At 37.5% G+C, this 25,098-nt stretch carries 24 protein-coding genes and 1 riboswitch; of the genes, 14 read left to right on the forward strand and 10 right to left on the reverse strand.

The window, feature by feature from the left end; all coding sequences use genetic code 11:
- Positions 1 to 17 precede the first annotated feature (17 nt).
- The 8 genes from BW946_RS06640 to BW946_RS06675 form a co-directional block, all read right to left on the reverse strand.
- Positions 18 to 743, reverse strand: coding sequence for a sulfite exporter TauE/SafE family protein (locus BW946_RS06640; RefSeq protein WP_076595419.1), 726 nt, complete (start codon positions 741 to 743; stop codon positions 18 to 20).
- A complete protein-coding gene (locus BW946_RS06645) occupies positions 734 to 1,186 on the reverse strand; it encodes a FixH family protein (protein ID WP_076595420.1) in 453 nt (150 codons plus the stop codon). Before BW946_RS06645 ends, BW946_RS06640 begins: the two co-directional genes overlap by 10 nt.
- 10 nt (positions 1,187 to 1,196) lie before the next feature.
- Positions 1,197 to 2,651, reverse strand: a complete 1,455-nt coding sequence (ccoG, locus tag BW946_RS06650) for a cytochrome c oxidase accessory protein CcoG (RefSeq protein WP_076595421.1) — start codon at positions 2,649 to 2,651, stop codon at positions 1,197 to 1,199.
- 95 nt (positions 2,652 to 2,746) lie between these two features.
- Complete coding sequence (locus BW946_RS06655) at positions 2,747 to 3,628, reverse strand: cbb3-type cytochrome c oxidase N-terminal domain-containing protein (RefSeq protein WP_076595422.1); 882 nt, start codon at positions 3,626 to 3,628, stop codon at positions 2,747 to 2,749.
- 10 nt (positions 3,629 to 3,638) lie between these two features.
- Entirely contained in the window at positions 3,639 to 3,839 is a 201-nt protein-coding gene (locus BW946_RS06660) for a cbb3-type cytochrome oxidase subunit 3 (protein ID WP_076595423.1), read from the reverse strand.
- Between the two features lie 22 nt (positions 3,840 to 3,861).
- On the reverse strand, positions 3,862 to 6,123 hold the full coding sequence (ccoN, locus tag BW946_RS06665; protein ID WP_076595424.1) for a cytochrome-c oxidase, cbb3-type subunit I: 2,262 nt from the start codon (positions 6,121 to 6,123) through the stop codon (positions 3,862 to 3,864).
- A gap of 21 nt (positions 6,124 to 6,144) precedes the next feature.
- Positions 6,145 to 6,357: a cbb3-type cytochrome oxidase assembly protein CcoS gene (gene ccoS, locus BW946_RS06670; protein WP_076595425.1), complete on the reverse strand. Its 213-nt coding sequence runs from the start codon at positions 6,355 to 6,357 to the stop codon at positions 6,145 to 6,147.
- A 109-nt stretch (positions 6,358 to 6,466) separates the two neighbouring features.
- Complete coding sequence (locus BW946_RS06675) at positions 6,467 to 8,845, reverse strand: heavy metal translocating P-type ATPase (protein WP_076595426.1); 2,379 nt, start codon at positions 8,843 to 8,845, stop codon at positions 6,467 to 6,469.
- Between the two features lie 88 nt (positions 8,846 to 8,933).
- Between BW946_RS06675 and BW946_RS06680 the strand changes: the two genes are divergently transcribed.
- The 12 genes from BW946_RS06680 to BW946_RS06735 all read left to right on the forward strand — a co-directional run bounded on the left by BW946_RS06680 (position 8,934) and on the right by BW946_RS06735 (position 18,435).
- Positions 8,934 to 9,647, forward strand: a complete 714-nt coding sequence (locus BW946_RS06680; RefSeq protein WP_034692595.1) for a Crp/Fnr family transcriptional regulator — start codon at positions 8,934 to 8,936, stop codon at positions 9,645 to 9,647.
- A 62-nt stretch (positions 9,648 to 9,709) separates the two neighbouring features.
- Positions 9,710 to 10,525, forward strand: a complete 816-nt coding sequence (gene panB / locus BW946_RS06685) for a 3-methyl-2-oxobutanoate hydroxymethyltransferase (RefSeq protein WP_076595427.1) — start codon at positions 9,710 to 9,712, stop codon at positions 10,523 to 10,525.
- Positions 10,526 to 10,528: 3 nt separating this feature from the next.
- On the forward strand, positions 10,529 to 10,843 hold the full coding sequence (locus BW946_RS06690; RefSeq protein WP_047377337.1) for a hypothetical protein: 315 nt from the start codon (positions 10,529 to 10,531) through the stop codon (positions 10,841 to 10,843).
- A gap of 11 nt (positions 10,844 to 10,854) precedes the next feature.
- The gene (locus BW946_RS06695; protein ID WP_076595428.1) at positions 10,855 to 11,532 is read left to right on the forward strand and encodes an RluA family pseudouridine synthase; all 678 of its coding nucleotides are present in this window, start codon (positions 10,855 to 10,857) and stop codon (positions 11,530 to 11,532) included.
- 130 nt (positions 11,533 to 11,662) lie between these two features.
- Positions 11,663 to 11,759: riboswitch (TPP riboswitch) on the forward strand.
- Between the two features lie 57 nt (positions 11,760 to 11,816).
- The gene (thiS, locus tag BW946_RS06700) at positions 11,817 to 12,023 is read left to right on the forward strand and encodes a sulfur carrier protein ThiS (RefSeq protein ID WP_076595429.1); all 207 of its coding nucleotides are present in this window, start codon (positions 11,817 to 11,819) and stop codon (positions 12,021 to 12,023) included.
- A gap of 25 nt (positions 12,024 to 12,048) precedes the next feature.
- Positions 12,049 to 13,860, forward strand: a complete 1,812-nt coding sequence (gene thiC, locus BW946_RS06705) for a phosphomethylpyrimidine synthase ThiC (RefSeq protein ID WP_076595430.1) — start codon at positions 12,049 to 12,051, stop codon at positions 13,858 to 13,860.
- Positions 13,857 to 14,444 (forward strand): thiamine phosphate synthase, encoded by a 588-nt coding sequence (locus BW946_RS06710; RefSeq protein ID WP_076595431.1) that lies wholly within the window; start codon positions 13,857 to 13,859, stop codon positions 14,442 to 14,444. The genes thiC and BW946_RS06710 overlap by 4 nt, the downstream gene beginning before the upstream one ends.
- Positions 14,420 to 15,157: a hydroxymethylpyrimidine/phosphomethylpyrimidine kinase gene (locus BW946_RS06715; RefSeq protein ID WP_076595432.1), complete on the forward strand. Its 738-nt coding sequence runs from the start codon at positions 14,420 to 14,422 to the stop codon at positions 15,155 to 15,157. Before BW946_RS06710 ends, BW946_RS06715 begins: the two co-directional genes overlap by 25 nt.
- Positions 15,158 to 15,161: 4 nt before the next feature.
- Positions 15,162 to 15,776, forward strand: a complete 615-nt coding sequence (locus BW946_RS06720) for a thiamine phosphate synthase (protein WP_076595433.1) — start codon at positions 15,162 to 15,164, stop codon at positions 15,774 to 15,776.
- Entirely contained in the window at positions 15,773 to 16,549 is a 777-nt protein-coding gene (locus BW946_RS06725; RefSeq protein ID WP_076595434.1) for a thiazole synthase, read from the forward strand. Before BW946_RS06720 ends, BW946_RS06725 begins: the two co-directional genes overlap by 4 nt.
- Positions 16,550 to 16,558: 9 nt before the next feature.
- On the forward strand, positions 16,559 to 17,677 hold the full coding sequence (thiH, locus tag BW946_RS06730; protein ID WP_076595435.1) for a 2-iminoacetate synthase ThiH: 1,119 nt from the start codon (positions 16,559 to 16,561) through the stop codon (positions 17,675 to 17,677).
- A gap of 50 nt (positions 17,678 to 17,727) precedes the next feature.
- Positions 17,728 to 18,435 carry a HesA/MoeB/ThiF family protein gene (locus tag BW946_RS06735; protein ID WP_410493445.1) on the forward strand — a complete coding sequence of 236 codons (708 nt, stop codon included), beginning with the start codon at positions 17,728 to 17,730 and terminating at the stop codon, positions 18,433 to 18,435.
- 113 nt (positions 18,436 to 18,548) lie between these two features.
- On the opposite strand, the gene BW946_RS06740 is transcribed toward BW946_RS06735, so the two are convergent.
- Both BW946_RS06740 and BW946_RS06745 read right to left on the reverse strand, forming a co-directional pair.
- Positions 18,549 to 20,774: an outer membrane beta-barrel protein gene (locus tag BW946_RS06740; RefSeq protein WP_076595437.1), complete on the reverse strand. Its 2,226-nt coding sequence runs from the start codon at positions 20,772 to 20,774 to the stop codon at positions 18,549 to 18,551.
- Between the two features lie 182 nt (positions 20,775 to 20,956).
- Positions 20,957 to 23,080 carry an outer membrane beta-barrel family protein gene (locus BW946_RS06745; RefSeq protein WP_076595438.1) on the reverse strand — a complete coding sequence of 708 codons (2,124 nt, stop codon included), beginning with the start codon at positions 23,078 to 23,080 and terminating at the stop codon, positions 20,957 to 20,959.
- A 191-nt stretch (positions 23,081 to 23,271) separates the two neighbouring features.
- Between BW946_RS06745 and BW946_RS06750 the strand changes: the two genes are divergently transcribed.
- Together BW946_RS06750 and BW946_RS06755 are read left to right on the forward strand one after the other, a co-directional pair.
- On the forward strand, positions 23,272 to 24,291 hold the full coding sequence (locus BW946_RS06750; RefSeq protein WP_076595439.1) for a sensor histidine kinase: 1,020 nt from the start codon (positions 23,272 to 23,274) through the stop codon (positions 24,289 to 24,291).
- A complete protein-coding gene (locus BW946_RS06755; RefSeq protein ID WP_076595440.1) occupies positions 24,284 to 24,961 on the forward strand; it encodes a LytR/AlgR family response regulator transcription factor in 678 nt (225 codons plus the stop codon). Before BW946_RS06750 ends, BW946_RS06755 begins: the two co-directional genes overlap by 8 nt.
- The last annotated feature ends 137 nt before the right edge of the window (positions 24,962 to 25,098 follow it).

A 25,098-nucleotide genomic window follows, 5' to 3' on the forward strand; every position in this document is an offset into this window, starting at 1 on the left:
TTATTTAAAATACTAATTTAATGACAGTTTACAGCTCCGTTTGGATCTTTAATAATCTTCATAGCTTCTGCTTTGGGAGAAACATATGGAATTCCGAGTTCAAGACCTCTTAGAATAAATAATCCTCCCAAAATAATCATGATTACCGGAACTGCTTTTAAGACTTTTACTCTGAAAGCCTGATTCATGAGATTCCCGGCTAAAACTATGGCGAACATGAACGGAAGGGTCCCAAGACCAAATAACGCCATATATAAAGCTCCCTGCCATATTCCTCCGCCTGCAAGGCTTGCTGTAAGCGCCATATACACCATTCCGCAAGGTAAAAATCCATTAAGAAGCCCAGTGGTAAATCTTGAACGGTAATCTGCTTTCTGAAGTAATTTTCCCAAGTTCATTTTTACACTGTACAAAAACCTGGATAGAAAAGGAATTTTTGAAGCAAAATCTTTTCCACCAAAAGAAAATACAGCCATAATGATCAGAAGAACTCCGGCAGTAACGGTAAGATATTTCTGAAATCCTGCCATTTCAAATCCCTGCCCGATAATTCCCAGAAGCGCACCTAATAAGGAATAGGTAAAAATTCTTCCGAATTGATAAGTAAGGTTCTGAAGATAGAAGTTGGCAGCCTGTTTTTTGGTTAATCCCATCGATAAAGCAATAGGTCCGCACATTCCGATACAATGAAAACCGGAAGCAAAGCCTAACGCAATAGCCGATACAATAAGTCCTATTTCCATATCACATCATAATCCATTCGGTAGTCTGTTTTATCTTTTGTCCAACTTAGTCTTAACGTATAATTACCCATTTTCAATACCTGTGCAGGGATTGTAAAAGACTGGCCGGCATCAAGCTGTACAGATTTTTTAATGTCTAAATTCTGGTCGTCGGTTCTGTTTAAAACAAATTTTACCGTAGTATTGGAGTTGTTATATTCTTTTGGAAAAGTAATTTTAATTCCCTTGGTATCCTGGCTGTATACAGGTTTTTCCTGCAGATCATCTGCTTTTTTCTTCGCATCAATTACATCCTGATATTTCAGCTCTTCTTCGTAATAGTTATCTGTTACCATTTCAGAGTTTTTTTGCCCGTTCGGGAAAAGAAACATCATGGATAATATAAAGATAATAAATGCTAATAATGCAATGACAACACCATGTCCCCAACTAAAGTTCTTCATTTTTTTCTAATTAAAATTGCAGTTTGAAAGGTCCTTCAAAATAAGTCTGGTATGAATCAATCAGTTTACCTTTCATATCGTAAACACCAATGGTGATATTCTGCTTAGAGAGTTTCATATCACCTTCAGGGAAACTGATATTGATTGTTCCTTTTGAAATTTTATCTCTGTCTACCTGAATCTTACTGGATGCACTATAGGTAATTTCCCCATGTGCCGGATCAATTACTTTAATGGTAACGATTTTTTTATCGTTCGTTTTATTAAGGAAAGTATAATTATAAGTATTGGTAATTTTACCGTCTCTTACAAAAAAAGTGCTACCTGCCGGTTTAATGAACTTGGCCTCCATTTCACCGCGGCTATAGAGAAGATATCCTAAGAATCCTACAAGAAGCAACAGGAATATTGAAAAACCTTTCATTCTTCCTGTAAACTTGAACTGAGTTTCTTTTTCAATTTCATTTTCAGAAGCATATCGGATCAGTCCTTTTGGAAGGCCTACTTTTTCCATGACTTCATCACAAGCATCAATACACGCCGTACAGTTAATACATTCCAGCTGCTGTCCGTCTCTGATATCAATTCCTGTAGGGCAAACTACGACGCATTGATGACAGTCTATACAGTCTCCTTTACCTGCCGCTTTTCTGTCTTCTCCTTTTCTCCATTTTGATCTGTTTTCTCCTCTTTTGAAATCGTAGAAAACATTGATGGTATCTTTATCAATCAATACACCCTGAAGTCTTCCGTAAGGACAAACCAATGTACAAACCTGTTCTCTGAACCATGCAAATACAAAGTAAAATGCTGCGGTAAGAAGAATCATTACAATAAAATTGGTAGGGTGTGCAAATGGCCCTTCACCAACAATTTTAAATACTTCTTCATATCCTACGATATACATGAACATGAAGTGAGTGATGATTAATGAAATGATAATGTAAACAGACCATTTTAAGCTTCTTTTCCAGATTTTCTCACTGTTCCACTCCTGTCTGTCCAGCTTCATTTGCTTATTTCTGTCACCTTCAATCAGGTATTCGATTTTACGGAAGATAGATTCCATAAAAATTGTCTGAGGGCAAATCCACCCGCAGAAAATTCTTCCGAACGCAATCGTAAAAACAATAATAAAGATTAAAGAGGCAATAGCACCTAAAGTGAGGATAAAAAAGTCCTGTGGATAGAAAGGCTGTCCAAAGATGAAAAACTCCCTGTCTATAACATTAAACATCAATAATGGGTTACCATTGATTTTGATGAATGGTAATGTAAAATAAACAATTAATAGTAAATAGCTTACAATGTTTCTATAGTTGGTGTACTTTCCTTTAGGTTTTCTTGGAAAGACCCATCTTCTTTTTCCGGATTGCTCCATTGTCCCTATAGAATCTCTGTAAGTCTCAGGGTCCAGAACCTGTCCCTGTCCGCCGCGTACTTCTATTTCTTCTATGTCTGACATATGTAATAGGTTTTAAAAAAGAAAAAACATAATTCGTTACTATTTTAATCTAATAACAAATTATGTTTTTTTCATATATTTTCTAATTTTTTAAATTATTCTTTTTCCCAATGTGCTTCAGTTCCCTGAGGAGCTGCTCCTCCCTGAGCCGGAGTCACTGGTGGTTGTTCCTGGTTGATGTGATATACATACGCTGCAATCTTCTCAATCTCTGCACCTGAAACTTCTCCGTTTTTACCGAATGCTCTCATCGAAGGGTTGGTAGGAGAACCATTCCAGTCCATATGGAATACGTTTTTGAATAACGTTTTCTCAGGCTGGTTGATCCAGTAGTTATCAGTAAGGTTGGGTCCGATACCTCCACTACCGTCTTCTTTGTGACAAGATGCACAGTTTGTTTTGAATAATTCTTTACCTTCTGCAATGTTATCAGCTGAATATTTTGCTGTTTCAATTGTTACAGGAGGCTGAGATTTCTGGTATTCTTCAATACTAGCTAGCTGCTCTTTATATTCTTTTTCATATTCGCTTAACGGGTGAGCGAAGTCTGTGAAAGAGTATGCTGCAATATATACAATACAAAAAGCGGTCCCAAAATAGAATAAGCCTACCCACCATTTCGGTAACTGGTTATCCAACTCCATGATCCCGTCAAAACCATGGTCGATAAGGATATCCTTTTCTTCAGAAGCAGATTGCTTTTTGAATGCACTTTGGTACAATCTTTTAAAATAAGGTACTTTCTTTTCAGCTAAATAAGCTGCCTTTTCTTCAGGAGATAATTTCTTGAATTTGTTGTTCTCAATAAGGTCTCCGATAGCTGCATGAATATAAGCAAGGATCCCAGCGATTACAACAGTTCCCCAGAAGTAAGGTGAAGAAAGGAACGCGTAGCTCTGTACAAATAAATAATAAAAAACTATTAAAAGTCCGATTATTATTAAGATGTTTATAACAACAGGTGTTCTTTGTTTCATAAAAAATAGTTTAATTTTTTAAATTAAAATCGTCATCTTCATCATCCCCAAGCGGTGCCTCTTCTTCTTCTTTGTAATATTTTTTAGGCCTGCTAAAAACATAGATTACTAATGCGACGAAGAACAGCATAAAGAAAATCAGAGCCAGTGTCTGGTAGAAGCCAGCATTTTCAGTATTGGATAATATATCTTTAAAGTTCTGAGGAATCATAGTATGAACTTTTTAATGTTTTTTAGTTATTACTTGCTGTTTTGATTTCAGTTGTTTTGATATCCGTACCTAATCTCTGAAGATAAGAAATAAGAGCTACAATTTCTTTTTTCTCTAATTCTCCCTGAGGTCTCTTCGCGTAAGCCTGCTTAAGGTCATTCGCTTCGGAGAAGATATCTTTCACAATTTTTGCCGATTGGTTATTAGCCCATTTGTCTGCAGAGTCGATTTCAGCCTTAGTATAAGGTACATCGAATACATTCTTCATCAGCTTCATTTTGTCTACCATCTTGGTTCTGTCTAAGTCAGTAGCAATTAACCAAGGGTAACGAGGCATGATAGAACCTGCAGAAGTTGATCTTGGGTTATACATGTGCTTGTAGTGCCAAGAACTTGGGTTTTTACCACCTTCTCTATGTAAATCCGGCCCTGTTCTCTTAGAACCCCATAGGAATGGTCTGTCGTATACGAATTCTCCAGCTTTGGAGTATTGTCCGTTTTTACCGTTGAATCTTGTAATCTCATCTCTGAATGGTCTGATCATCTGAGAGTGACAAGCGTTACATCCCTCACGGATATAGATATCTCTACCTTCAAGTTCCAGCGGTGAATAAGGCTTCACTGCAGAAATTGTAGGTACACTTTTCTTAAGAGATAGTGTAGGGATAATTTCAATTGAACTACCGATAGATATCGTGATGAAAGATAGGATACCTAATAATACCGGAGTTCTTTCCAGCCAAAGGTGAGTGCCTTCTCCTTCTTTTCTGTTTTTGCTGATGTTGGCCAACGCAGGAGCTTCAGCAGGAACTTCTTTCTGGAATGATCCTTTTCTTACTGTAGCGATTACGTTTACAATCATTAGGATAGATCCTGAGATATAGAATAAACCTCCTACGAATCTCATTTTGAAGTAAGGAATAATTGCCGTTACCGTATCCAGCCAGTTTTTCCATAATAAGGTTCCGTCCGGGTTGAACTGCTTCCACATTAATCCTTGTGTAAATCCTGAAATATACATTGGAACTGCATAGAAAATAATTCCTAAAGTACCTAACCAGAAATGCCAGTTAGCTAATTTTACAGACCAAAGTTTTGTTCTCCACATGATTGGTACCAAATAATAGATAACCCCGAATGCCATGAAACCATTCCATCCAAGAGCGCCTAAGTGTACGTGACCGATAACCCAGTCTGTAAAGTGACCAATTTTGTTGATGTTTTTAGTTGCCAAAAGCGGTCCTTCAAACGTTGCCATACCATAACAGGTAACAGCTACTACGAAGAACTTAAGGATAGGGTTTTCTCTTACTTTATCCCAAGCTCCTCTTAGTGTAAGAAGACCATTTAACATACCTCCCCAAGATGGTGCAATAAGCATGATAGAGAAACCTGTTCCTACTGCCTGAGCCCAAGCTGGAAGAGCTGTATACTGAAGGTGGTGAGGACCAGCCCAGATATATACGAAAATTAATGACCAGAAGTGAATAATTGACAATTTATACGAGAATACCGGTCTGTCTGCAGCCTTCGGAAGGAAGTAATACATTAAACCCAGAACCGGAGTTGTCAATACGAATGCAACCGCATTGTGTCCATACCACCACTGTACAATAGCATCTTTTACCCCTGCGTATGCTGAATAAGATTTCCAGCCTGTGAAAGATAGAGGTACTTCAAGGTTGTTGAAGATGTGAAGCATTGCTACTGCAATCCATGTACCAATGTAGAACCAGATGGCTACGTAAAGGTGTCTCACTCTTCTCTTAGAAATAGTCAGGAACATATTGATACCAAAAATGATCCATGAGAATGCGATCAATATGTCGATCGGCCACTCATGTTCAGCATATTCCTTAGAGGTATTGATTCCCATAAAGAACGTAACGAACGTAGCAACGATCATAAACTGCCAGGTCCAGAAATGTAACCAAGACAGGGTGTCACTGTACATTCTTGTTTTTAATAATCTCTGTAATGAGTAATAAATACCCGTGTAAACGATGTTACAAACGAATGCAAAGATTACGGTGTTGGTGTGCAGCATTCTGATTCTACCAAAACCAAACGCACCATGAGTGTTTATTAACCCTTCAATGTTACCCGATGCCAAACTTTTAATGGTTGTGTCATCCGTCCCGAAAAAGAATTCAGGTAATTCCGGGTAGAAAAGCATTAATGCCGCCGTAAGCCCGAACGTAAATCCAATGAGACCGAAAACTAAGGTCGCATAAAGGAACGCACGGACAATACTATTGTCATAACTAAACTTCTGTGTTTCCATATCAACTATTCACTATTTTTCTCAATTTTTATTATTTTCTCCTATTTCTTTCTCGTCTTTATTTTTGTCGCCGGTTGCATCTTTTTCTTTGACTTTTTCGTCATCAAAAAGGATTCTGACAGCAGGAGATTCATCATCTTCAAACTGTCCTTTTCGGGCATACACTATAAATACGACCAAGAAAATCGCAGCCAAAGAAACACTGCAGAGGATCATTAAATATAGAATATCCATTGGACAACAAAATTAACCTATTTTCGGGTTTCAAATTTAGTGAAAAATAATGACATTCATCACGAAATGCCGATTTCAGCTAATTTAAAATCAGTCTAAATAAGGGCTTTTACGCCTGTTTTTTGAAATATTTACGACCTAAAATCCAGGTAGAAACTGTGGTAAAGGTAACCACCGTAATTGAACTGATTGGCATAATGATTGCAGCGAAGAGCGGATGCATATGTCCTGTAACAGCGTAACTTAAACCAACAATATTGTATAAAAAACTGATTATAAATGTCATTTTCACAATCGTGATGGAACCTTTGCAAACGTTCAGATAATTGTCAAGAGTAACTACTTTATCTCCATTCATAATGACATCAGAAGATGGGGTAAAGCTGTTTGTATCATCAGCAATAGCAATTCCTACATTACTTTGTTTTAATGCTCCTGCATCATTAAGTCCGTCTCCAAGCATTGCTACTTTTAATTGCTGATCCTGAAGGGATTTGATGTAGTTTAGCTTATCTTCCGGGCTTTGATTAAAGGCCATTCCTTTGTAGTTTGGAATAAGCTCTTTAAGCTGGTTTTCTTCTGAGGAATTGTCTCCGCTCAGGATAAATATTTTGTAGTGGGTAAGCTTTGTGAAAAGCTCTCTCAGTTTCGGACGATACTCATTCTTAAAGATAAATTTACCTAAGTATTCTCCATTTTTGCTGATGTAAACTGCTGTTTCGAGATTTTTAGGCTCCTGGTTGTTGTAGCGGGCAGATCCGATTTTATAGAGATTTCCTCTTATACTGGCTTCATATCCTTTCCCTGAAATTTCAACAAATTTCTCTACAGGGAAATACTCATCTTTCACTTCAATGAATTCGTACAATGATTTTGAAAGCGGGTGGTTGGAGTTCTTCAATAACGTCTTAATGTTCAGAGTATCAAATTCGTTGATCTCAGATCCTTCGTACTTGATATTGGATTTTTTCCTGTGAGTGATCGTTCCTGTTTTATCGAAAACAATTGTATCAAGTCTCGCGATTTTTTCAATCGTTAAAGTATCTTTTACATAAAACTTATTTCGGCCTAAAATCCTCATAATGTGTCCAAAAGTGAACGGAGCAGACAGGGCAAGTGCACAGGGACATGCAATGATCAGAATGGCAGAAATAACCTGGAACATCTTCTCTAAATCAATAAATGCCCAATAAATTCCTGCAACAAGAGCAATGCCTAAAATGATGAATGTGAAATATTTACTGATGTTGTTTGTTAACGTGTCAAGCCCGGTTTCATGTTTTTTGAATGCTTCTTTATTCCAAAGCTGAGTAAGGTAACTCTGGTCTACATCTTTGATAACTTCCAGTTCCAGAGATGATCCTATCTGCTTTCCTCCGGCAAAAATCTTATCACCAGGCTGTTTGCTGATGCTTTCACTTTCTCCGGTGATGAAACTGTTGTCGATGTTTCCTTCTCCGTTGATCAGGATCGCATCTACGGGGATAATTTCCTGATTTCTTACCAGGATTCTATCACCCACTTTTATTTCAGACAATAGAATATTGTCCTGTTTTCCTTCGAAATCAACTTTCGTTACTGCAATCGGGTAGAAAGATTTATAATCCCGGTCATAGGATAGGGCGCTGTACGTTCTTTTTTGGAAAATTTTCCCAAGAAGCATGAAGAACAATAACCCGCAAAGAGTATCAAAATATCCTGGGCCATAATCTGTTACCACTTCGTAGATACTTCTTCCGTAGAGAACAAAAATTCCCAAGACAATCGGAACATCAATGTTGACGATCTTATTTTTTAAACCGTACCATGCGGATTTATAATAATCTGATGCTGAGTAAAATACAACAGGTGTTGCCAAAAGGAATATCAAGGTTCTGAATAAACCTTTATAATGGTCCATCCAATAATCTTCTCCACCTATGTACTCAGGAAAGGCAAGGAACATTCCGTTACCAAAAGCAAAAGCAGCGATGGCAAACTTTACCAGTAAAGATTTGTCGAGATGATCTTCATTTTTATCGGCAGTTTCAAGGCTGATAACGGGCTTATATCCTAGATTCGTTAAAAATTTAGCTAGTTCGCTTAATTTCATGTCGTTATGATTGAATGAAATCTGTAAGGTCTTTCTTGTGAAATTAACCTGCGAATATTTAATATGCTTATTTAACGTATGAAGGCTTTCCAATAGCCAGATACACGAAGAACAGTGAATGACGGGGATTTTAAAGGTGACAAGACTGGTGTTTCCTTCAGAAAAATCAGTCACTTTTTCAAAGATTTCCGGTGTGTCCAGGTAATCAAATTGAGAAGAATTTTCATCATTCGGACGAATTCCCGCTCCTTTATTAAGCTCATAGAAGTTGCCTAAATGATTTAAATTTAGAATCTCGTAAACAGACTTACATCCGTTACAGCAGAAAGTCTTTTCATCAAATAAAATTCTCTCTTTTTCTATCCCTTGACCACAATGAAAACAGTTCTCGCTCACCCCATAAAATATTGAACTACAAAATTATAACAAATTTTTTTGTTTATCGCGTTAAAAAGTTCTATTTTTGTGATAAATATCATATAAAATGCCGCAGGAACAACAGATAGCAATTGAAGAGAGGTTCGCCAGAGTTTTTAATGATAAATCATTTAAAGAAAGACTTTCTAGCGCAGATTTTGAAAAATATATTAATGGCAAAAAGAAACTGAGTTTTCAGAAACATGATACCATTTTCGAGGATGGCGAAACTCCGAAAGGAGTGTTTGTTCTGGAGAAAGGTGCTGCCAAACTTTCGAAATCAGGTGCGTTCGGTAAAGATCAGATTTTAAGATTTATCAAAGAAGGAGATATCATCGGCTATCGTTCTTTGCTTTGCGGGGAAAACTTCCAGGCCAAAGCAGAAGCCATGACAGATATTGAATGTGTATTCTTACCTGCTGATATCTTTATGTATCTGCTTGAAGTAGATCCACAGCTGTCTTTCGTAATGCTTCAGAAGATCTCCTACGAATTAGGAGAATCTTCCAATACCATTACTTTCCTTGCTCAGAAAACGGTAAGAGAAAGACTGGCAGAAATTCTTTTGCTGCTGGAACAGAAACTGGGTGTAGATCCTGAAGGCTTTATTAAGATCTCATTAACGAGAGAAGAAATTGCTAATATTATCGGTACTGCTACAGAAAGTGCCATCCGTCTGATCTCCGAATTCAAACAGGACAGTCTGATTGAAGTTGACGGAAGAAATATCAAGATTTTAAATCACGACAAACTCATGAAACTCGGTCACGTAGTTTTATAAATCATACAAAAAACTTAAGTCGGCTCAAGGCCGACTTTTTAACTTTTAAAAATAGATAAATTATGTCTGTTCACTCTGAAATTAAAAAAGTTACGACTGAAACCTTGCGTAAAATGAAATTCGACAAGGAAAAAATAACAATGCTTACCGCCTATGATTTTACCACTGCAAAGATGGTAGATGCAGGTGGAGTAGATGCTATTTTGATTGGAGACTCTGCAGCGAATGTCATGGCTGGTTTTGAAACTACATTGCCTATTACGCTGGATCAAATGATCTATCATGCTCAAAGTGTGGTAAGAGGAACCGACAGAGCTTTGGTGGTAGCAGATTTACCTTTCGGAACTTATCAGAGTAATCCTGAAAAAGCATTGGAATCTGCGGTAAGAATGATGAAGGAAGGTGGAGCGCATGCGGTGAAAATTGAAGGTGGAAAAGAAATTTCAAAGTCTATCAAAAAGATCATCAATGCTGGAATTCCGGTAATGGGACATTTGGGATTAACCCCACAGTCTATCTATAAATTCGGAACGTATAAAGTAAGAGCAAAGGAAGAGGCAGAAGCTGAAAAACTGATTGCTGATGCTCAGCTTTTGGAAGAATTAGGCTGTTTTTCTGTAGTACTGGAAAAAATACCTGCGGAATTGGCGAAAAAAGTAACTGAAAGTATTTCTATTCCTACTATCGGAATCGGTGCCGGAGCAGAGTGTGACGGGCAGGTTTTGGTGTATCATGATATGGTAGGAATGAACAAAGGCTTCAGCCCGAAATTCTTAAGAAGATATCTTGACCTTTATACAGAAATTACAGGAGCAGTTTCTCAATATGTGAAAGATGTGAAAAGTGTAGAGTTTCCCAACGAAAACGAAAGCTATTAATCTATGCAGAATCAACAATCTATTCAGGGAATATTATCTATTGCAGCACTGATTTGTCTTGCTGTAGGATGGTTTAATTTATTCTCTCCGGAAATCAATCATTTACTTTCAAGAAAAGTATTTTATGTGCTGATAGGAGCGAGCTTCTTTATTCAGGCTCCGCTGCTTACGAATAAGAATTTTGTTTATGCTATGTATGCTGCAGCAGCTATCTGTGTATTCGGAGCATTTATTCCGGAAGGCTCAAAACTTTCGGCTGTAAAAACCGTGGGGCTTTTGGCGGGAATTATCCTGTCATTATCCAACAGAAGAAGATAGACTGAAAAAGTATGAAGGAGCAGATTATATATGAAGACAACCATCTTCTGGTGATTAATAAAAAGGTGGGTCAGCTTGTACAGGGCGATAAGACCGGCGATGAATCACTATTAGAATCCATCAAGAATTTTATAAAAATAAGAGATGCTAAGCCGGGAAATGTTTTTCTCGGCTTGGTTCATCGTATAGACCGCCCAACCTCCGGGCTGGTAATCTATGCAAAAACTTCCAAAGCGCTTTCCCGTTTGACACAGATGGTGAAAAATCGTGAAGTGAAAAAGACATACTGGGCAGTTGTGGGAAAAGAAATGATTCCTCAAAGCCAGAGACTGGTTCATTATTTAAAGAAAAACGAAAAGAATAATAAAGCCATTGTTTTTTCTAAAGCTACCGAAGGAGCAAAAGAAGCGATCTTAACTTATAATGTGATTAAGACTCTTGATAATTACCTACTTCTTGAAATTGATCTTGAAACCGGAAGACATCATCAGATAAGAGCGCAATTATCCAAAACAGGAATTCCGATCAAAGGAGATCTGAAATATGGAGCACCACGTTCCAACCCTGACGGAGGAATCAATCTTCATGCAAGAAAACTGGAATTTATTCATCCTGTAACCAAAGAAAATATTGAAATCATAGCTCCTGTTCCGCAGAATGATGCGATCTGGAGAGCTTGTGAAGAATAAATAATAAAAATCTTAAAACGATCAATATAAAATAAGGTCTGTCTCAATTTGAGGCAGACTTTTTACAATACCAGATTTCGAAGGTAGTTTCAAAAAATTTTGCTTATTACAAAATAATGTCTAACTTCGTTGCCAACTTTAGGGGTGTCTGTTACCAACAGACTGAGACTTTACCCTTTGAACCTGATCTGGATCATACCAGCGTAGGGAAAAGTAGATGACTTTTGCTGTACATTCTATTGTACAATAATGGCCATTCCTAAAGTATATGTAAAATATTAGGAATGGAACTTATAATCAACCACACCCGAAAAACATTTGATGTACTTCCCGAAAACCTGGAAGCATTATTGGCTATTGAGTTACCCGGAAATAAGAAAGGTATTGCTGTAGCTCTCAACAATCGCATTATTCCCCTCTCAGTCTGGGCGGAAACCATCCTCAATAACAACGATTCAATTTTAATCATTACTGCCACTCAGGGCGGTTAATTCTCATATTTAATACCCAAAACTTATGGCTCACTCCATTACATGTTCGCCATTTCCGAACTCAAAGAAAATCTATGTTGAAGGAACATTACATCCTATCAATGTAGCCATGCGTGAAATACAGCTTAGTCCGACCAAATTGACCAATGGCGGCTTTGAATATAATGCTCCGGTGACGATTTACGACACTTCAGGACCTTATACCGATGAAAATGCAACTATTGATATTCAGAAAGGACTTCCGAGAATCAGAGAACAATGGATTCTGGACAGAAATGATGTAAATATCCTTGATGGAATTACGTCTGAATATGGAAAGGCACGTTTAGCAGATCCTCGTCTAGACGAATTGAGGTTCTCTTATGATCATAAACCTAAAGTTGCTCAGCAAGGAAAAGAAGTTACACAGCTTTATTATGCAAAACAGGGAATCATTACTCCGGAAATGGAATATGTGGCGATCCGGGAAAATCAAAGAATAGAACAGCTTGATTCTGTATCTAAAGAAATGGCTTTTCAGCATCCGGGACACAGTTTTGGTGCCAATACTCCGAAAAGCAAGATCACTCCGGAATTTGTAAGGGACGAAATTGCTGCCGGAAGAGCCATTATTCCCAATAATATCAACCACCCGGAAAGTGAACCAATGATCATCGGAAGAAATTTCCTGGTGAAAATCAATGCCAATATTGGCAACAGTGCCGTTTCATCCAGTATTGAAGAAGAAGTAGAAAAAGCGGTATGGGCCTGCCGATGGGGCGCTGATACCATTATGGATCTTTCAACCGGAAAAAATATTCACGAAACAAGAGAGTGGATCATCAGAAACAGTCCGGTTCCTATTGGTACGGTTCCTATTTATCAGGCCCTGGAAAAAGTGAAAGGTGTTCCCGAAGACCTGACGTGGGAAATCTTCAGAGATACCCTTATTGAACAGGCAGAGCAGGGAGTTTCCTATTTCACGATCCATGCCGGAGTTCTGTTGAGATATATCCATTTAACAGCAAAAAGAGTGACCGGAATTGTTTCCAGAGGAGGATCTATTATGGCAAAATGGTGTTTATTCCATCATAAAGAAAGTTTCTTATATACTCATTTTGAGGAGATTTGTGAGATCATGAAGAAGTATGATGTAGCTTTCTCTTTAGGAGATGGTCTCCGTCCCGGATCTATTGCAGATGCTAATGATGCCGCTCAGTTTGCAGAACTGGAAACTTTAGGTGAACTCACCAAAATTGCATGGAAGCACAATGTACAGGTAATGATTGAAGGACCAGGCCATGTTCCGATGCACATGATCAAAGAAAATATGGAAAAGCAATTGGAAGAATGCCATGAAGCTCCTTTCTATACTTTAGGGCCGTTAACAACGGATATTGCTCCAGGTTATGATCATATTACTTCAGGAATCGGGGCAGCGATGATTGGTTGGTTTGGTTGTGCCATGCTTTGCTATGTAACACCGAAAGAACATTTAGGTCTTCCGAATAAAGATGATGTAAAAGTTGGGGTAATCACTTATAAACTGGCTGCCCACGCAGCGGATTTAGCAAAAGGTCATCCGGGCGCACAGTACAGAGACAACGCATTAAGTAAAGCCAGGTTTGAATTCAGATGGGAAGATCAGTTTAACCTTTCATTAGATCCAGAGACAGCAAGAGCTTACCATGATGAGACCTTACCGGCGGAAGGTGCGAAAATTGCCCATTTCTGTTCCATGTGCGGACCGAAATTCTGTTCTATGAAAATTACGCAGGAAATTCGTGAATCTGCAGAACAGGGTATGCTGGATAAATCACAGGAATTTATTGAAAAAGGGAAAGAAATCTATATATGATCATCGTTATCACTTCTGAATTGATTATGCCCAGCGAAACTGATAGTATTAACCAAATGTTTCAGGAAGGTCTTGATCTGCTTCACATCCGTAAACCATGGATCAGCCGGAATGAAATGACTGAATTCATCACGCAGATTGATGAAGTTTTTCGTTCACAGTTAGTGCTGCATACGCATTACGACCTGGGGAAGGAATTTACTATTTCAAGATTTCATTTCAGGGAGATTGATCGAAAGGAAGGAACATATAAACCTTTTGCGGAAGAAAATATGATTTCAACTTCGGTACACGATATCGCAACGTACAATACTTTGGAAAAAGAATGGGAATATGCTTTCATAAGTCCGTTCTTTCCAAGTATATCAAAAAAAGGGTATGGATTGAACTCAACCATTAAAGAAGAGATAAAGCATCGGAACAATCAGGACGCAAAATTGATTGCTCTTGGAGGAATTAATCAGGATAATATCCATGAAGTTTTCGAAGCAGGAGCAGATGGAGTGGCCTTATTAGGTGCTGTCTGGGAAAGTGAAGAACCCTTAAAAGTATTCAAAAAATGCAGGAACGTCCTTATGTCATAAGTATCGCAGGCTTCGACCCAAGTGGAGGAGCAGGCTTGTTATCAGACAGTAAAACCTTCGAGCAATCAAAGGTAATGGGACTGGGAGTATGTACAGCATTGACGTTGCAAACCGCTTCCAAATGCTTGAACTTAGAATGGCGGCCTATAGATGAAGTAACCAAAGCAATTCAGCTGTTGATAAAAAACTATACCATTTCAGCCGTGAAAATTGGAATTGTGAAAGATGCAGAATTTCTAAGTAAGATTGTAGAAACGGTTAAAGAAAGCGATTTTGAAGTAAAAATCGTTTGGGATCCCGTTCTGAAAAGCACTTCCGAATTCACATTTTTTGATCCTGAAACACTTCCTCAATTGAAAAATATGATTAATAAGTTGAGTTTAATAACTCCCAATTATAATGAATACAACGTTTTAAAGCAGTATCATCTTTTACCGGATACGTATGAATGTTCATTATTAATCAAAGGAGGGCATAGGGAAGATCGTTTAGGAACAGATACTTTAGTTGAAAATGGAAAAGAAACCCTTTTAGTTCCGGCCGAAAGTAATACGATTTATTTCCCTAAGCATGGTTCCGGCTGTGTTTTATCATCAGCCATAACCGCAGAACTTGCGAAAGGTGAAAACATCGAAACTGCCTGTAGAAATGGGAAATTATACATCGAAAAATTTTTAAAAAGCAATCCCTCTTTATTGGGAACGCATTCATAGAAACATGGAAAAATTACAATACATATCACAAGGAAATACTTTCCGGGAACAGGAACTTTGTGTCCGTAAAGCGCTGGATAACGGGGTTAAATGGGTACAGGTTCGCTGGAAAAATGCTCCTGAAAACGAATTAATCAAACTCTGTGAAATTTCAAAACAGCTTTGTTCAGAATATCAGGCAGTTTGTATCATCAATGATCATGTACAAATAGCCAGAGAAATAGATGCTGACGGTGTTCATTTAGGATTAAACGACAGTGCCGTTAAAGACGCAAGATTGATCTTGGGCGAAAATAAAATGATTGGCGGAACGGCTAATACCCTTTCAGATGTCATTCAGAGAATCAAAGAATCCTGTGATTATATCGGTTTAGGACCATTGAGGTTTACCACAACCAAAGAAAAACTAAGCCCTGTTCTTGGGTTTGAAGGATATCAGCATATCATTGATGGATTAAGGGAAAAATCAATAGATGTCCCTAAGATATTTGCCATCGGAGGCGTTACCCTTGAAGATATTTTACCCTTGCAGGAAATTGGAATTTACGGCATTGCAGTTTCCGGGCTGATCACAAAACAGCCATCAATTATTAATGAACTAAAAAAAGTAATGATATGAGCCATCAGAAATTAGAAATAGCAGGAAGAATTTTTGAATCAAGACTGTTTTTAGGAACAGGAAAATTCGGAAGTATGGGAGATATGGTACAATCTGTTATCGCATCCGAAACCAATATGGTAACAATGGCGCTAAAAAGAATTGATGCGAAATCCAGTGAAGACAGTCTGCTTGATTCATTAAAAGAAACCAACGTTCATCTTCTGCCGAATACTTCCGGAGCGAGAACTGCCAAAGAAGCTGTATTGGCTGCACAATTAGCCAGAGAAGCACTGGAAACGAACTGGGTAAAACTGGAAATTCATCCGGATCCGAAATATTTACTGCCGGACCCTATTGAAACATTATATGCCACGGAAGAACTGGCGAAATTAGGATTTGTTGTAATGCCTTACATTCATGCCGATCCTGTTTTGTGCAAACGTCTGGAAGATGCCGGAACATCAGTGGTAATGCCTTTGGGAGCACCCATCGGGACGAATAAAGGATTAAGAACACAAGACTTTCTGGAAATCATCATCAGTCAGAGTAATGTTCCTGTCGTAGTAGATGCAGGTATCGGTGCGCCATCAGATGCTGCAAAAGCAATGGAAATGGGAGCAGACGCCGTTTTGGTGAATACTGCCATTGCCGTTGCCGGAAACCCGCTGAATATGGCTTTAGCTTTTAAAGAAGGGGTGATTGCCGGAAGAAGAGCCTTTGAATCAGGATTGGGTGTCATTACTAACCATGCTGAAGCTTCAAGTCCGCTGACTTCATTTTTATTTGAATAAATCAGACTTATGAAAAGCTTTAAAGATGTTTTTGAAAACTATCAGTGGGATGAGGTAAAGAATAAGCTTGAAAAAGTAAGCCTGGCTGATGTAAGGTACAGTCTTCAGAAAAAGAATAAAACCCTGGATGATTTCCTTAATCTTCTCTCACCAGCGGCTTCTCAGGAACTTGAGCTGATGGCGAGAATGACGAAGGCACTTACCCAAAAAAGATTTGGAAAAATCATTCAGCTCTATGCTCCGCTGTATCTTAGTAATGAATGTCAGAATATCTGTACCTATTGCGGATTCAGTCTGGACAATCACCTGAAAAGGAAAACACTTTCCGATATGGAGCTGATGATTGAAGCATCAGTACTGAAATCTATGGGAGTGAATCATGTGTTACTGGTAAGCGGGGAAGCCAATAAAATTGTAGGAGTACCTTATTTTCAGAATGCAGTCCGTAAGCTAAAGCCCCATTTTTCCAATATATCCATTGAAGTTCAGCCATTACTGGAAGAAGAATACAAACTGCTACATGAAGAAGGAGTGCATTCCGTTTTAGTATATCAGGAAACCTATCATCAGGATGTCTACAGGGAATATCATCCAAAAGGTAAGAAATCAAACTTTCATTTCCGTCTGGAGACTCCGGATAGAATAGGAAGGGCAGGCATTCATAAAATAGGGCTGGGAGTTCTTCTAGGGCTTGAAGATTGGAGAGTAGACAGTTTTTTTAATGCCTTACACATCGATTATCTCCAGAAACAGTACTGGAAAAGCAAGTTTTCTGTTTCATTTCCCAGGCTCAGACCCGCTGAAGGGATTATTGAACCGAATTTCATTATGGAAGATAAAGACCTTCTTCAGCTCATTTGTGCCTACAGAATCTGGAATGAAGACCTTGAAATCTCCATTTCTACCAGGGAAAATGAAACCTTTAGAAATAATATTGTATCTCTGGGGGCTACAGCGATGAGTGCAGGTTCAAAAACCAATCCCGGAGGCTATGCTGTGGATAAAGAATCTCTGGAACAGTTTGAAACCAGTGATGAACGAAGTATGGAGGAGATTAAAATGATGATTAAAAAAGCAGGTTATGATCCTGTGATGAAAGATTGGGATTCCGTATACAGTGGATTTTAAAATTTTAAACCATTAAGAACTTTTAAAACCTTAATGGTTCAATGATAATTATGAAACAAGACCAGTTTGCACGATACAGCCGGCAGATATTTATCGAAGAAATCGGATTGGAAGGACAAAAGAAAGTCATGTCTTCTAAAGTTCTTGTTATAGGAGCAGGAGGCTTGGGAAGTCCTGTTATTCAATATCTGGCGGCTGCAGGAGTAGGAACTTTAGGTATTGTCGATTTTGACCATGTAGAACTTCATAACCTGAACCGCCAGATCATTCATACTGAAAATAGAGTAGGATTATCCAAAGTGAAAAGCGCAGAAACATTTGTAAAAGAACTCAATCATCAGGTTAAACTGATAGGAATTGAGGAAAAACTCAATGAAGATAATGCCGGAGAAATCATTTCTCAGTATGATATTATTGTTGATGGCTCAGATAACTTCACTACAAGATATCTGGTGAATGATACCTGTGTAGAATTAAAAAAAACTCTGGTTTACGGAAGTATTTTAGGATTTTCAGGGCAAGCTGCTGTTTTTAATCATAACGGAAGTAAAAACTTACGGGATATTTTCCCTGAACCGCCTTTTGATGAGGATGTACCGGATTGTGACAGTCTTGGCGTACTGGGAGCTCTTCCCGGAATGATAGGCAGTATGATGGCGCTGCAGACGTTAAAAATTATCACGGATCTTCCGGTAAATGTCAATCAGCTGACTTTGGTGGATACTTTGAACTGGAGGTTTCAGACGATTGATTTTTGATGTAAATATAAACACTAATATCACTAATATTTTCACCAATAACACCATTTTAATATCAATAGAAAGAGGCAGTAAAAATGATTACTGCCTCTTTCTATTGATCTTGGAAAGGATTATTGTGCCTGCTGCATTACCCCTCCGGTATCTTCTTTTTTAGTCTGGTTCAGGATATTTGGATCCTCTTTTGCCAGTTTATTTCTTGTCGGAATTTTATAGTTGATGGAAAGCCCGAAATTTCGGGTGTCATATTTACTGTAGATCATCACCGGGTTTCCTGACGGCGGATTAGAGCGTACCTGCATCATCTGCCCGTTGAAAATATCATTCGCAAAAACAGAAAGTGTCAGGCGGTTATTCATAAACTTCTTTGTCAGCGTAATATCAAGAGAGTTGTTAAACGGTTTTTCTGCCGTAAAGTAGAAATATCCGGCCTTTGGAGTCAGATAGCTGTAGTTGGCTGTCAGTTTGATGTCCTTAGGTAAAATAATCTGGGTCATGATATTGAAGATCCAGAATCCTTTATTATTCAGATTGTCGATTTCATGTTTCTGATAACCAGCATACAGGTACATGAAATTAATTTTATCAGGATTGAAATTAAATTTCATGATTTCACTAAACGGCTTGCTGAAAATCATAAAAGGAACAGGTAATCCCACGTTGAAATTGTGAATTTTCATATTCGAAATATTCACTTGCTCGTTGAATAGTTTTCTTCCGTCTTTTCGGATGATCTGTGCCACCTGGTTGCTTGCTGAACTTACGCTATATCCGATGAATGCATAATCAAAAGCTGAAATTTTCAGCTCATAATTATCAAAAATAGTAGGCTGTAGATTCGGGTTACCGTTTACTTCCGTACTTGGTCCGGAGAATGTTACGTTGTTTGGATTCAGAGCAGAAATACTTGGCAGGCTGATTTTCCTGTTGTAATTCGCAGCAATATAAACCTGATTCATCATGTTATATTGTACACTTGCATTCGGGAAAAATTTAAACTTATTGAATGGAATCAAATCAGCTTCAACCACCTTTTTATCTTTAATATATCTTGTTACGCCGGATATATCATAGTTTTCAGCACGGGTGCCCAAAGTGAAATCAAACTTTTTCAGTTTAGCCTGAAACTCCAAGTAGGTTGAAGCAGTCTGTCTCTGATATTCAAGATTAGTCAGTCCAAAGCTTTCCGTGTCATAGTCCTGTCTTTCATACAATCCTCCAAAGCTTACCTTTCCGCCATCAAGAAGCTTGATAGGCTGGGCATAATCTACTTTAAGATTCGCAATATTCATTACAGATTTATTGTTCAGAATATCTTTTAATCCATTGGTAGGGCTATCGAGAGGTTCATTGGGATAAGCTACAAATGTTCCATCTTGAAAATAATTATCCTGAGAAAACTTGCTGTCTGATCTTGTATAGCCAAACTGAAAGTCCAGTTTTTGAGATTTGTCAGCAAAACGCTTCTGATACGTTACAACGGCTTCCTGTCTCAAATTATTGGTATGCGCAACATCGGAAGAAGTATAAAAAGCTTCTTTTAAATCCTCCGGATTTCTCTTGAAAGGCAAATCTCCATGGCCATTACTTAAAGTATAGTTGTCGTTATTGTTATGATAAATATCGTAGTTTAATAATAATCTGTCCTGACCAAGATCAAAAGTCAATCCGGATTTTGCAAAATATCCACGGCCGTATCTGTCAGTATGGCTGTTCAAAAGCTCATCCTGCTGGCCGTTAAGCATACTTTCACGGTAATTTTGTCCCACATTCAGCTGCCATCCGAAATATTTATTTCTGGCGTTTAAGTTAACAGAGTTTGTGGTTCTGCTTCTGTATTTATCATAATTCGTGAAAGAATAATTTCCAGAATAAGTAGCAGTTAAATATTTATTAGCGTTTTTGTTGGTGATGATATTCATGATTGCACCTCCGGAAGTTGCCGGAAACTCAGCACCTGGCTGGGTGATTACTTCAATTCTTTCTACAGAATTGGCAGGCATTCCTTCCAGAAAGGAGTTTAATTCATTGGATGTGATGTTCAAAGGTCTTCCGTTCAAATACACTTCCAGCATTTTACCCTGATACATCATTCCTGCGATGTCCGTAGATACAAGCCCTGGAAGTTTTTTAATTCCTTCCAGAACGTTTCCGTTATTCAGCTGAGGTTGCTCGGAAAAGTCAAAAATAGTACGGTCTGCCTTTTGTTCAACTGCTTTTTTAGTTTTGGTGATGACAATACCTTCAATTTGTTTCTCTTTAGAAGTTGTATTGCTCTTTTCCTGAGAGAAAACCAGCGTAGAACTTACCAGAGATAAAGTGAATATAGTTTTTTTCATAATGTTTTTACTACTATTCGGTTAGACGATGAAAAACAAATTTTGTTACAATCAGCACAGTAATTTTTTTATTTCAATGAAGAAAATTCAATAAAATCATATTCTGCAGAAGAAGTAAAAAGCCTTTTTAATAATGCCGAATGGCCATTCCCTGTAATAACAGGAATTCTTGCTATAAGTTATTATTGTGCTCGATCTTTTTCTTCAAAATTAATCGCTCTTTTGTTCGATTTCACTTTTTGATTCCCAAAATTGTAGGTGATACTGAGTGTCATTCTTCGTGCATCCCAATAGTTATTGAATGATTGTGTATTATCTGTAAAATACATATCTGCTTTAAAGCCGGATTGTTTAAAAATATCACTCATTGAAAGATTGACCTGCAGGGCTTTTTCCACAAAGCTCATTTTTAGTCCCGCATCAAAACTTGCTCTGCCTTTGATGGAAGCGGAGCCGTCTCTCGAGGGAAGATTATGCCAGTAATTGACAAATAGCATGAAGGTCTTAGCCTTGTTCAGCTGGAATGTATTGTTGAGAGAATAATAAAATGACTGACCGTTTTTAGGAACCAGATTAAATCTTGTAATCTGTGTTTCATTATAACTGAACGAGGTTGAAATATTACTTTCCCAGATTTTGAAAAAAGTATCTGTATAATTGAAATTGATCCCGTAAATATTCTGGTTGTAATAGTTTTCATAGGTACTGATAAGATCAATGCCGTTCAGGAAGGAAATTTGGTCAAAATTATTCTTTGTTCTCTGATAATAAAGAGTGGCTGAGAATTTATTTTTAAAAATATAATTGAATTCAATATTATGATTAAAAGAAGGTTGCAGACTTGGGTTTCCGGCATAATACGTATTGGGATTAGAATACCATCGGAACGGATCTAAAGCCCGGAAATAAGGACGGTTGATTCTTCTGGAATAGTTAATACTGAATTGGTTATCCTGACTGGCTTTATAGGAAACATAGGCTGTAGGGAAAAATTTTCCGTAATTATTCTCGGATTTAGACTGGGTAGTAGGAGAGAATCCATTGGTTTGTGAATATTCATAACGTAATCCTGCTTTCACCGACCATTTTTCACCAAGATCTTTACTGGCACTGACATAAGCGGCATAATTTTTTTCATTATAATCAAAAAGATTGCTCTTTGCTGGGTCTATGATATAATTTCCATGGGTGAAATTGAAATATCCGATGTCAGAATTATTAGAAAAATGACTGTATTTAGCGCCGGTTTCCAACTGAATTTTTTTAAAATTTAAAGTCAGATCAGCCTGCCCTGAATAGATTTTATAGTCTACACCAGAAAGATTTCTTACCGTCTGCATTGAATTATCTGCAACATTTCTTGTGGTAAAATTGACCTCCGTATCAGGAAGGTTTCCATAATAATTGGCACCAAAACTTAGCTTATGTTCTCCAAATTTCTGGTCAAAATACAGATTAAGCATTTGGGTTGTATACGGAGAACGATGCTTTGAATCCGTCTCTGTTTGTAAAGTAGGCGTACCATCTGTAAAGTAACTTTGTGTTGAATTGATATCCATATTGGTATGCCCCTTTGTAATATCGTATACCAATCCGATATTGGAGTTTTTAGAAAGTGAATAATCAAAATTGGCATTCAGACCGAGCCCGTCATTCATATCCCTTCTGTCATCCTTGCTGACCGAAGAATTTTGGCCAATAATATTATATTTTTCTACTGATCTTTTATCTCCGTCATAGCCCATTACTTTTACAGAGGCTTTTATTTTTTCATTCTGATAATTCACTCCTGCCACACTGCTGAAGCCGGCATATGTTTTTTGAGCATAACTGGTCGTCAGATAACCGTTCCATCCAAGATTCTGATTCTTTTTAAGGATAATATTAATGATTCCGCTGTTTCCCTGTGCTTCATATTTGGCAGGTGGAGTGGTGATTACTTCTATTTTCAATATGTTTTCAGAACGAAGGTTTCTCAGATAATTGATCAGTTCAGCTCCGGAAATATTAAGCATCCGATCATTCACCATTACAGAAACTCCATTTTTTCCGGCAATAGAAAGAAGACCTTTATTTTCATCCACCTGTAATAAAGGAGTGCCAGCCAATACCTCGGTTCCCGAACTTCCCTGTGAAAGCATAGAATTCTGAACATTATAAACCAGGCGGTCCACTTTACGCTGTACCAGAATTTTTTTGCCATTCATTGTTACTTCCTCAATTTTGTTGACGTTCGCAGTGTCTTTTGTTTGTGCTGCTGTAAAAGAGCAAACAAGAGCGGTTATAAATAAAAGATGCTTTTTCATAGGTTATCAATGACAGATTAAATGATCTTTATGTTGAATTTCTATGACAAAAGTATAGGAAGAGGCTTCGATTGGAAATAGCGTTTAGATGAAACCTGAGATTATACATATCAAAATAGTTTCGTCGGAGAAAAACAGGTTTTTATCGAAAAGGGTTGATGAATTGTGGGTGTATAGATTTATATTTGAATATGAATAAAAAGCAAATTATCTGGCTTCAGATTTTTTATTGGAGTTTCAATTTTATAGGAAACAACATTACGCCTTATTTCTTTTTTCCTGAGCGAAGAGGGTTTGAATCGTATGTGCTGAACTTTACTTATTTTATTACAGAAATCTCTACTTTTTATCTTTTGTATCTGGCTATTATTCCGAAAGTATTAAATCTTGAGAAACTTTATTCTGCTGTTTTAGTTTTCTTTATTTCTATTTTAAGCTTTGGTGTAATTCGGTATGGAATAGAAGAAGTGCTGCTTCCTATTACACTTGGATTCAGAAATTATAATAAAAATACCGGACTTTTATATTATTTGACAGATAATATCTACAATGCATCATTGACTGTTTTCATTGCAGGAATCCTGTGGATCGTAGAGAAATATGGTGTTGCCGAAAATGATAAAAAGCAGCTGCTGATTGAAAAGAAACAGGCAGAGCTTCAGGCATTAAAAACCCAGATCAATCCTCATTTTATTTTTAATTCATTAAATAATATCTACTCTCTTGTCTATCAGAAATCAGACAAAGCCTTGCCAGCAATTGAAGAACTGGTACAATTGTTAAGATACAGCACAAAGGATCTTGAAAAAGATTCAATTCCTTTGGATAAGGAAATTGGATATATTGATAGCCTGATTGCCTTGGAGAAACTTAGAATCAGAAAACCTGAGCTGTTGCTCATAGAAAAAAATATTCAGTATCCTCGCCTTAAGATCTCGCCAATGCTGTTGGTTCCTTTTGTTGAAAATGCCTTTAAACATGGAGATTTTCGTGATAAAGGTTTTGAAATGAAAATCTCAGATCATGATAAAGTGCTGCATTTTTATCTTTTCAATTTTAAAACACAGAGAATGAAAGATACCGTCTCCGGAATAGGAATTCAGAATGTGAAAAAAAGACTGGAAATATTGTATCCTAAACATCAGCTGGAGATCAGAGATTCGGAAACAGAGTTTATTGTAGACTTAAAAATTGATTTACGCTATGAATAAGATAAAATGCATTATTGTTGATGACGAGCCACTGGCAATCTCTCTTCTTGAGCATTATGTAGAAAAACTCCCTTTTCTTGAGCTGGTATTTTCTACAGAGAACCCGATTTTGGCTTTGGAATATCTTCAGAAAAACGATTCAGATCTTATCTTTTTAGATATTCAGATGCCGGAGCTTACGGGAATCAATTTTATGAAGATTGTAGGACCTGATCAAAAATATATTTTAACAACGGCTTATTCAGAATATGCCTTGGAAGGATATGAACATAATGTTGTGGATTACCTGCTGAAACCTATTTCATTTGAAAGATTTCAAAAGAGTGCATTAAAGGTGCAGGAACGGTTTTCTTTTCCTCAGGAGGAAAATTCATATTTCTTTGTGAAATCCTCAGGACAAAGACATCGTATTGGTTTTCATGAGATTTTGTACGTGGAAAGTATCAAAGACTATGTCAATATCCGGACGGAAAATGAGGAATTTATTGTGCTGGATACGCTTAAATCAATGGAAATTCAGCTCTCTGAGAGGTTTGTACGTGTTCATAAATCTTTCATCATCAATTTGGATAAAATAAAAAGCATTGGTGCTAAAAAAGTGAACTTTCCCGAGTATGAAATTCCCATTGGAGAAAGCTATAGAGCAGGTCTTCTGGATAGATTGAAGTGATGGAATATCATGATATTCATTTGAGAGCTAAACCTTACAGGTTTCTAAAACCTGTAAGGTTTGGAGTGTTTATCAAATTTCAGCAAAGAATATTTCAATACGTGTAAAAAAAAGCGACTTCTATTGAAGCCGCCTTT

The organism is Chryseobacterium sp. RU33C (assembly GCF_900156015.1).
In the GTDB taxonomy this organism is placed as follows: domain Bacteria; phylum Bacteroidota; class Bacteroidia; order Flavobacteriales; family Weeksellaceae; genus Chryseobacterium; species Chryseobacterium candidae.

Excerpts from the sequence above, each read along its gene's own strand:
- thiS (WP_076595429.1), top strand. The coding sequence starts at position 11,817 with ATGGAACTTATAATCAACCACACCCGAAAAACATTTGATGTACTTCCC.
- BW946_RS06640 (WP_076595419.1), bottom strand. The coding sequence starts at position 743 with ATGGAAATAGGACTTATTGTATCGGCTATTGCGTTAGGCTTTGCTTCC.
- BW946_RS06740 (WP_076595437.1), bottom strand. The coding sequence starts at position 20,774 with ATGAAAAAAACTATATTCACTTTATCTCTGGTAAGTTCTACGCTGGTT.
- thiC (WP_076595430.1), top strand. The coding sequence starts at position 12,049 with ATGGCTCACTCCATTACATGTTCGCCATTTCCGAACTCAAAGAAAATC.
- BW946_RS06660 (WP_076595423.1), bottom strand. The coding sequence starts at position 3,839 with ATGATTCCTCAGAACTTTAAAGATATATTATCCAATACTGAAAATGCT.
- ccoN (WP_076595424.1), bottom strand. The coding sequence starts at position 6,123 with ATGGAAACACAGAAGTTTAGTTATGACAATAGTATTGTCCGTGCGTTC.
- thiH (WP_076595435.1), top strand. The coding sequence starts at position 16,559 with ATGAAAAGCTTTAAAGATGTTTTTGAAAACTATCAGTGGGATGAGGTA.
- panB (WP_076595427.1), top strand. The coding sequence starts at position 9,710 with ATGTCTGTTCACTCTGAAATTAAAAAAGTTACGACTGAAACCTTGCGT.
- BW946_RS06710 (WP_076595431.1), top strand. The coding sequence starts at position 13,857 with ATGATCATCGTTATCACTTCTGAATTGATTATGCCCAGCGAAACTGAT.
- BW946_RS06690 (WP_047377337.1), top strand. The coding sequence starts at position 10,529 with ATGCAGAATCAACAATCTATTCAGGGAATATTATCTATTGCAGCACTG.
- BW946_RS06715 (WP_076595432.1), top strand. The coding sequence starts at position 14,420 with ATGCAGGAACGTCCTTATGTCATAAGTATCGCAGGCTTCGACCCAAGT.
- BW946_RS06725 (WP_076595434.1), top strand. The coding sequence starts at position 15,773 with ATGAGCCATCAGAAATTAGAAATAGCAGGAAGAATTTTTGAATCAAGA.
- BW946_RS06645 (WP_076595420.1), bottom strand. The coding sequence starts at position 1,186 with ATGAAGAACTTTAGTTGGGGACATGGTGTTGTCATTGCATTATTAGCA.
- BW946_RS06735 (WP_410493445.1), top strand. The coding sequence starts at position 17,728 with ATGAAACAAGACCAGTTTGCACGATACAGCCGGCAGATATTTATCGAA.
- BW946_RS06720 (WP_076595433.1), top strand. The coding sequence starts at position 15,162 with ATGGAAAAATTACAATACATATCACAAGGAAATACTTTCCGGGAACAG.
- BW946_RS06655 (WP_076595422.1), bottom strand. The coding sequence starts at position 3,628 with ATGAAACAAAGAACACCTGTTGTTATAAACATCTTAATAATAATCGGA.
- BW946_RS06745 (WP_076595438.1), bottom strand. The coding sequence starts at position 23,080 with ATGAAAAAGCATCTTTTATTTATAACCGCTCTTGTTTGCTCTTTTACA.
- ccoG (WP_076595421.1), bottom strand. The coding sequence starts at position 2,651 with ATGTCAGACATAGAAGAAATAGAAGTACGCGGCGGACAGGGACAGGTT.
- ccoS (WP_076595425.1), bottom strand. The coding sequence starts at position 6,357 with ATGGATATTCTATATTTAATGATCCTCTGCAGTGTTTCTTTGGCTGCG.
- BW946_RS06750 (WP_076595439.1), top strand. The coding sequence starts at position 23,272 with ATGAATAAAAAGCAAATTATCTGGCTTCAGATTTTTTATTGGAGTTTC.
- BW946_RS06680 (WP_034692595.1), top strand. The coding sequence starts at position 8,934 with ATGCCGCAGGAACAACAGATAGCAATTGAAGAGAGGTTCGCCAGAGTT.
- BW946_RS06755 (WP_076595440.1), top strand. The coding sequence starts at position 24,284 with ATGAATAAGATAAAATGCATTATTGTTGATGACGAGCCACTGGCAATC.
- BW946_RS06695 (WP_076595428.1), top strand. The coding sequence starts at position 10,855 with ATGAAGGAGCAGATTATATATGAAGACAACCATCTTCTGGTGATTAAT.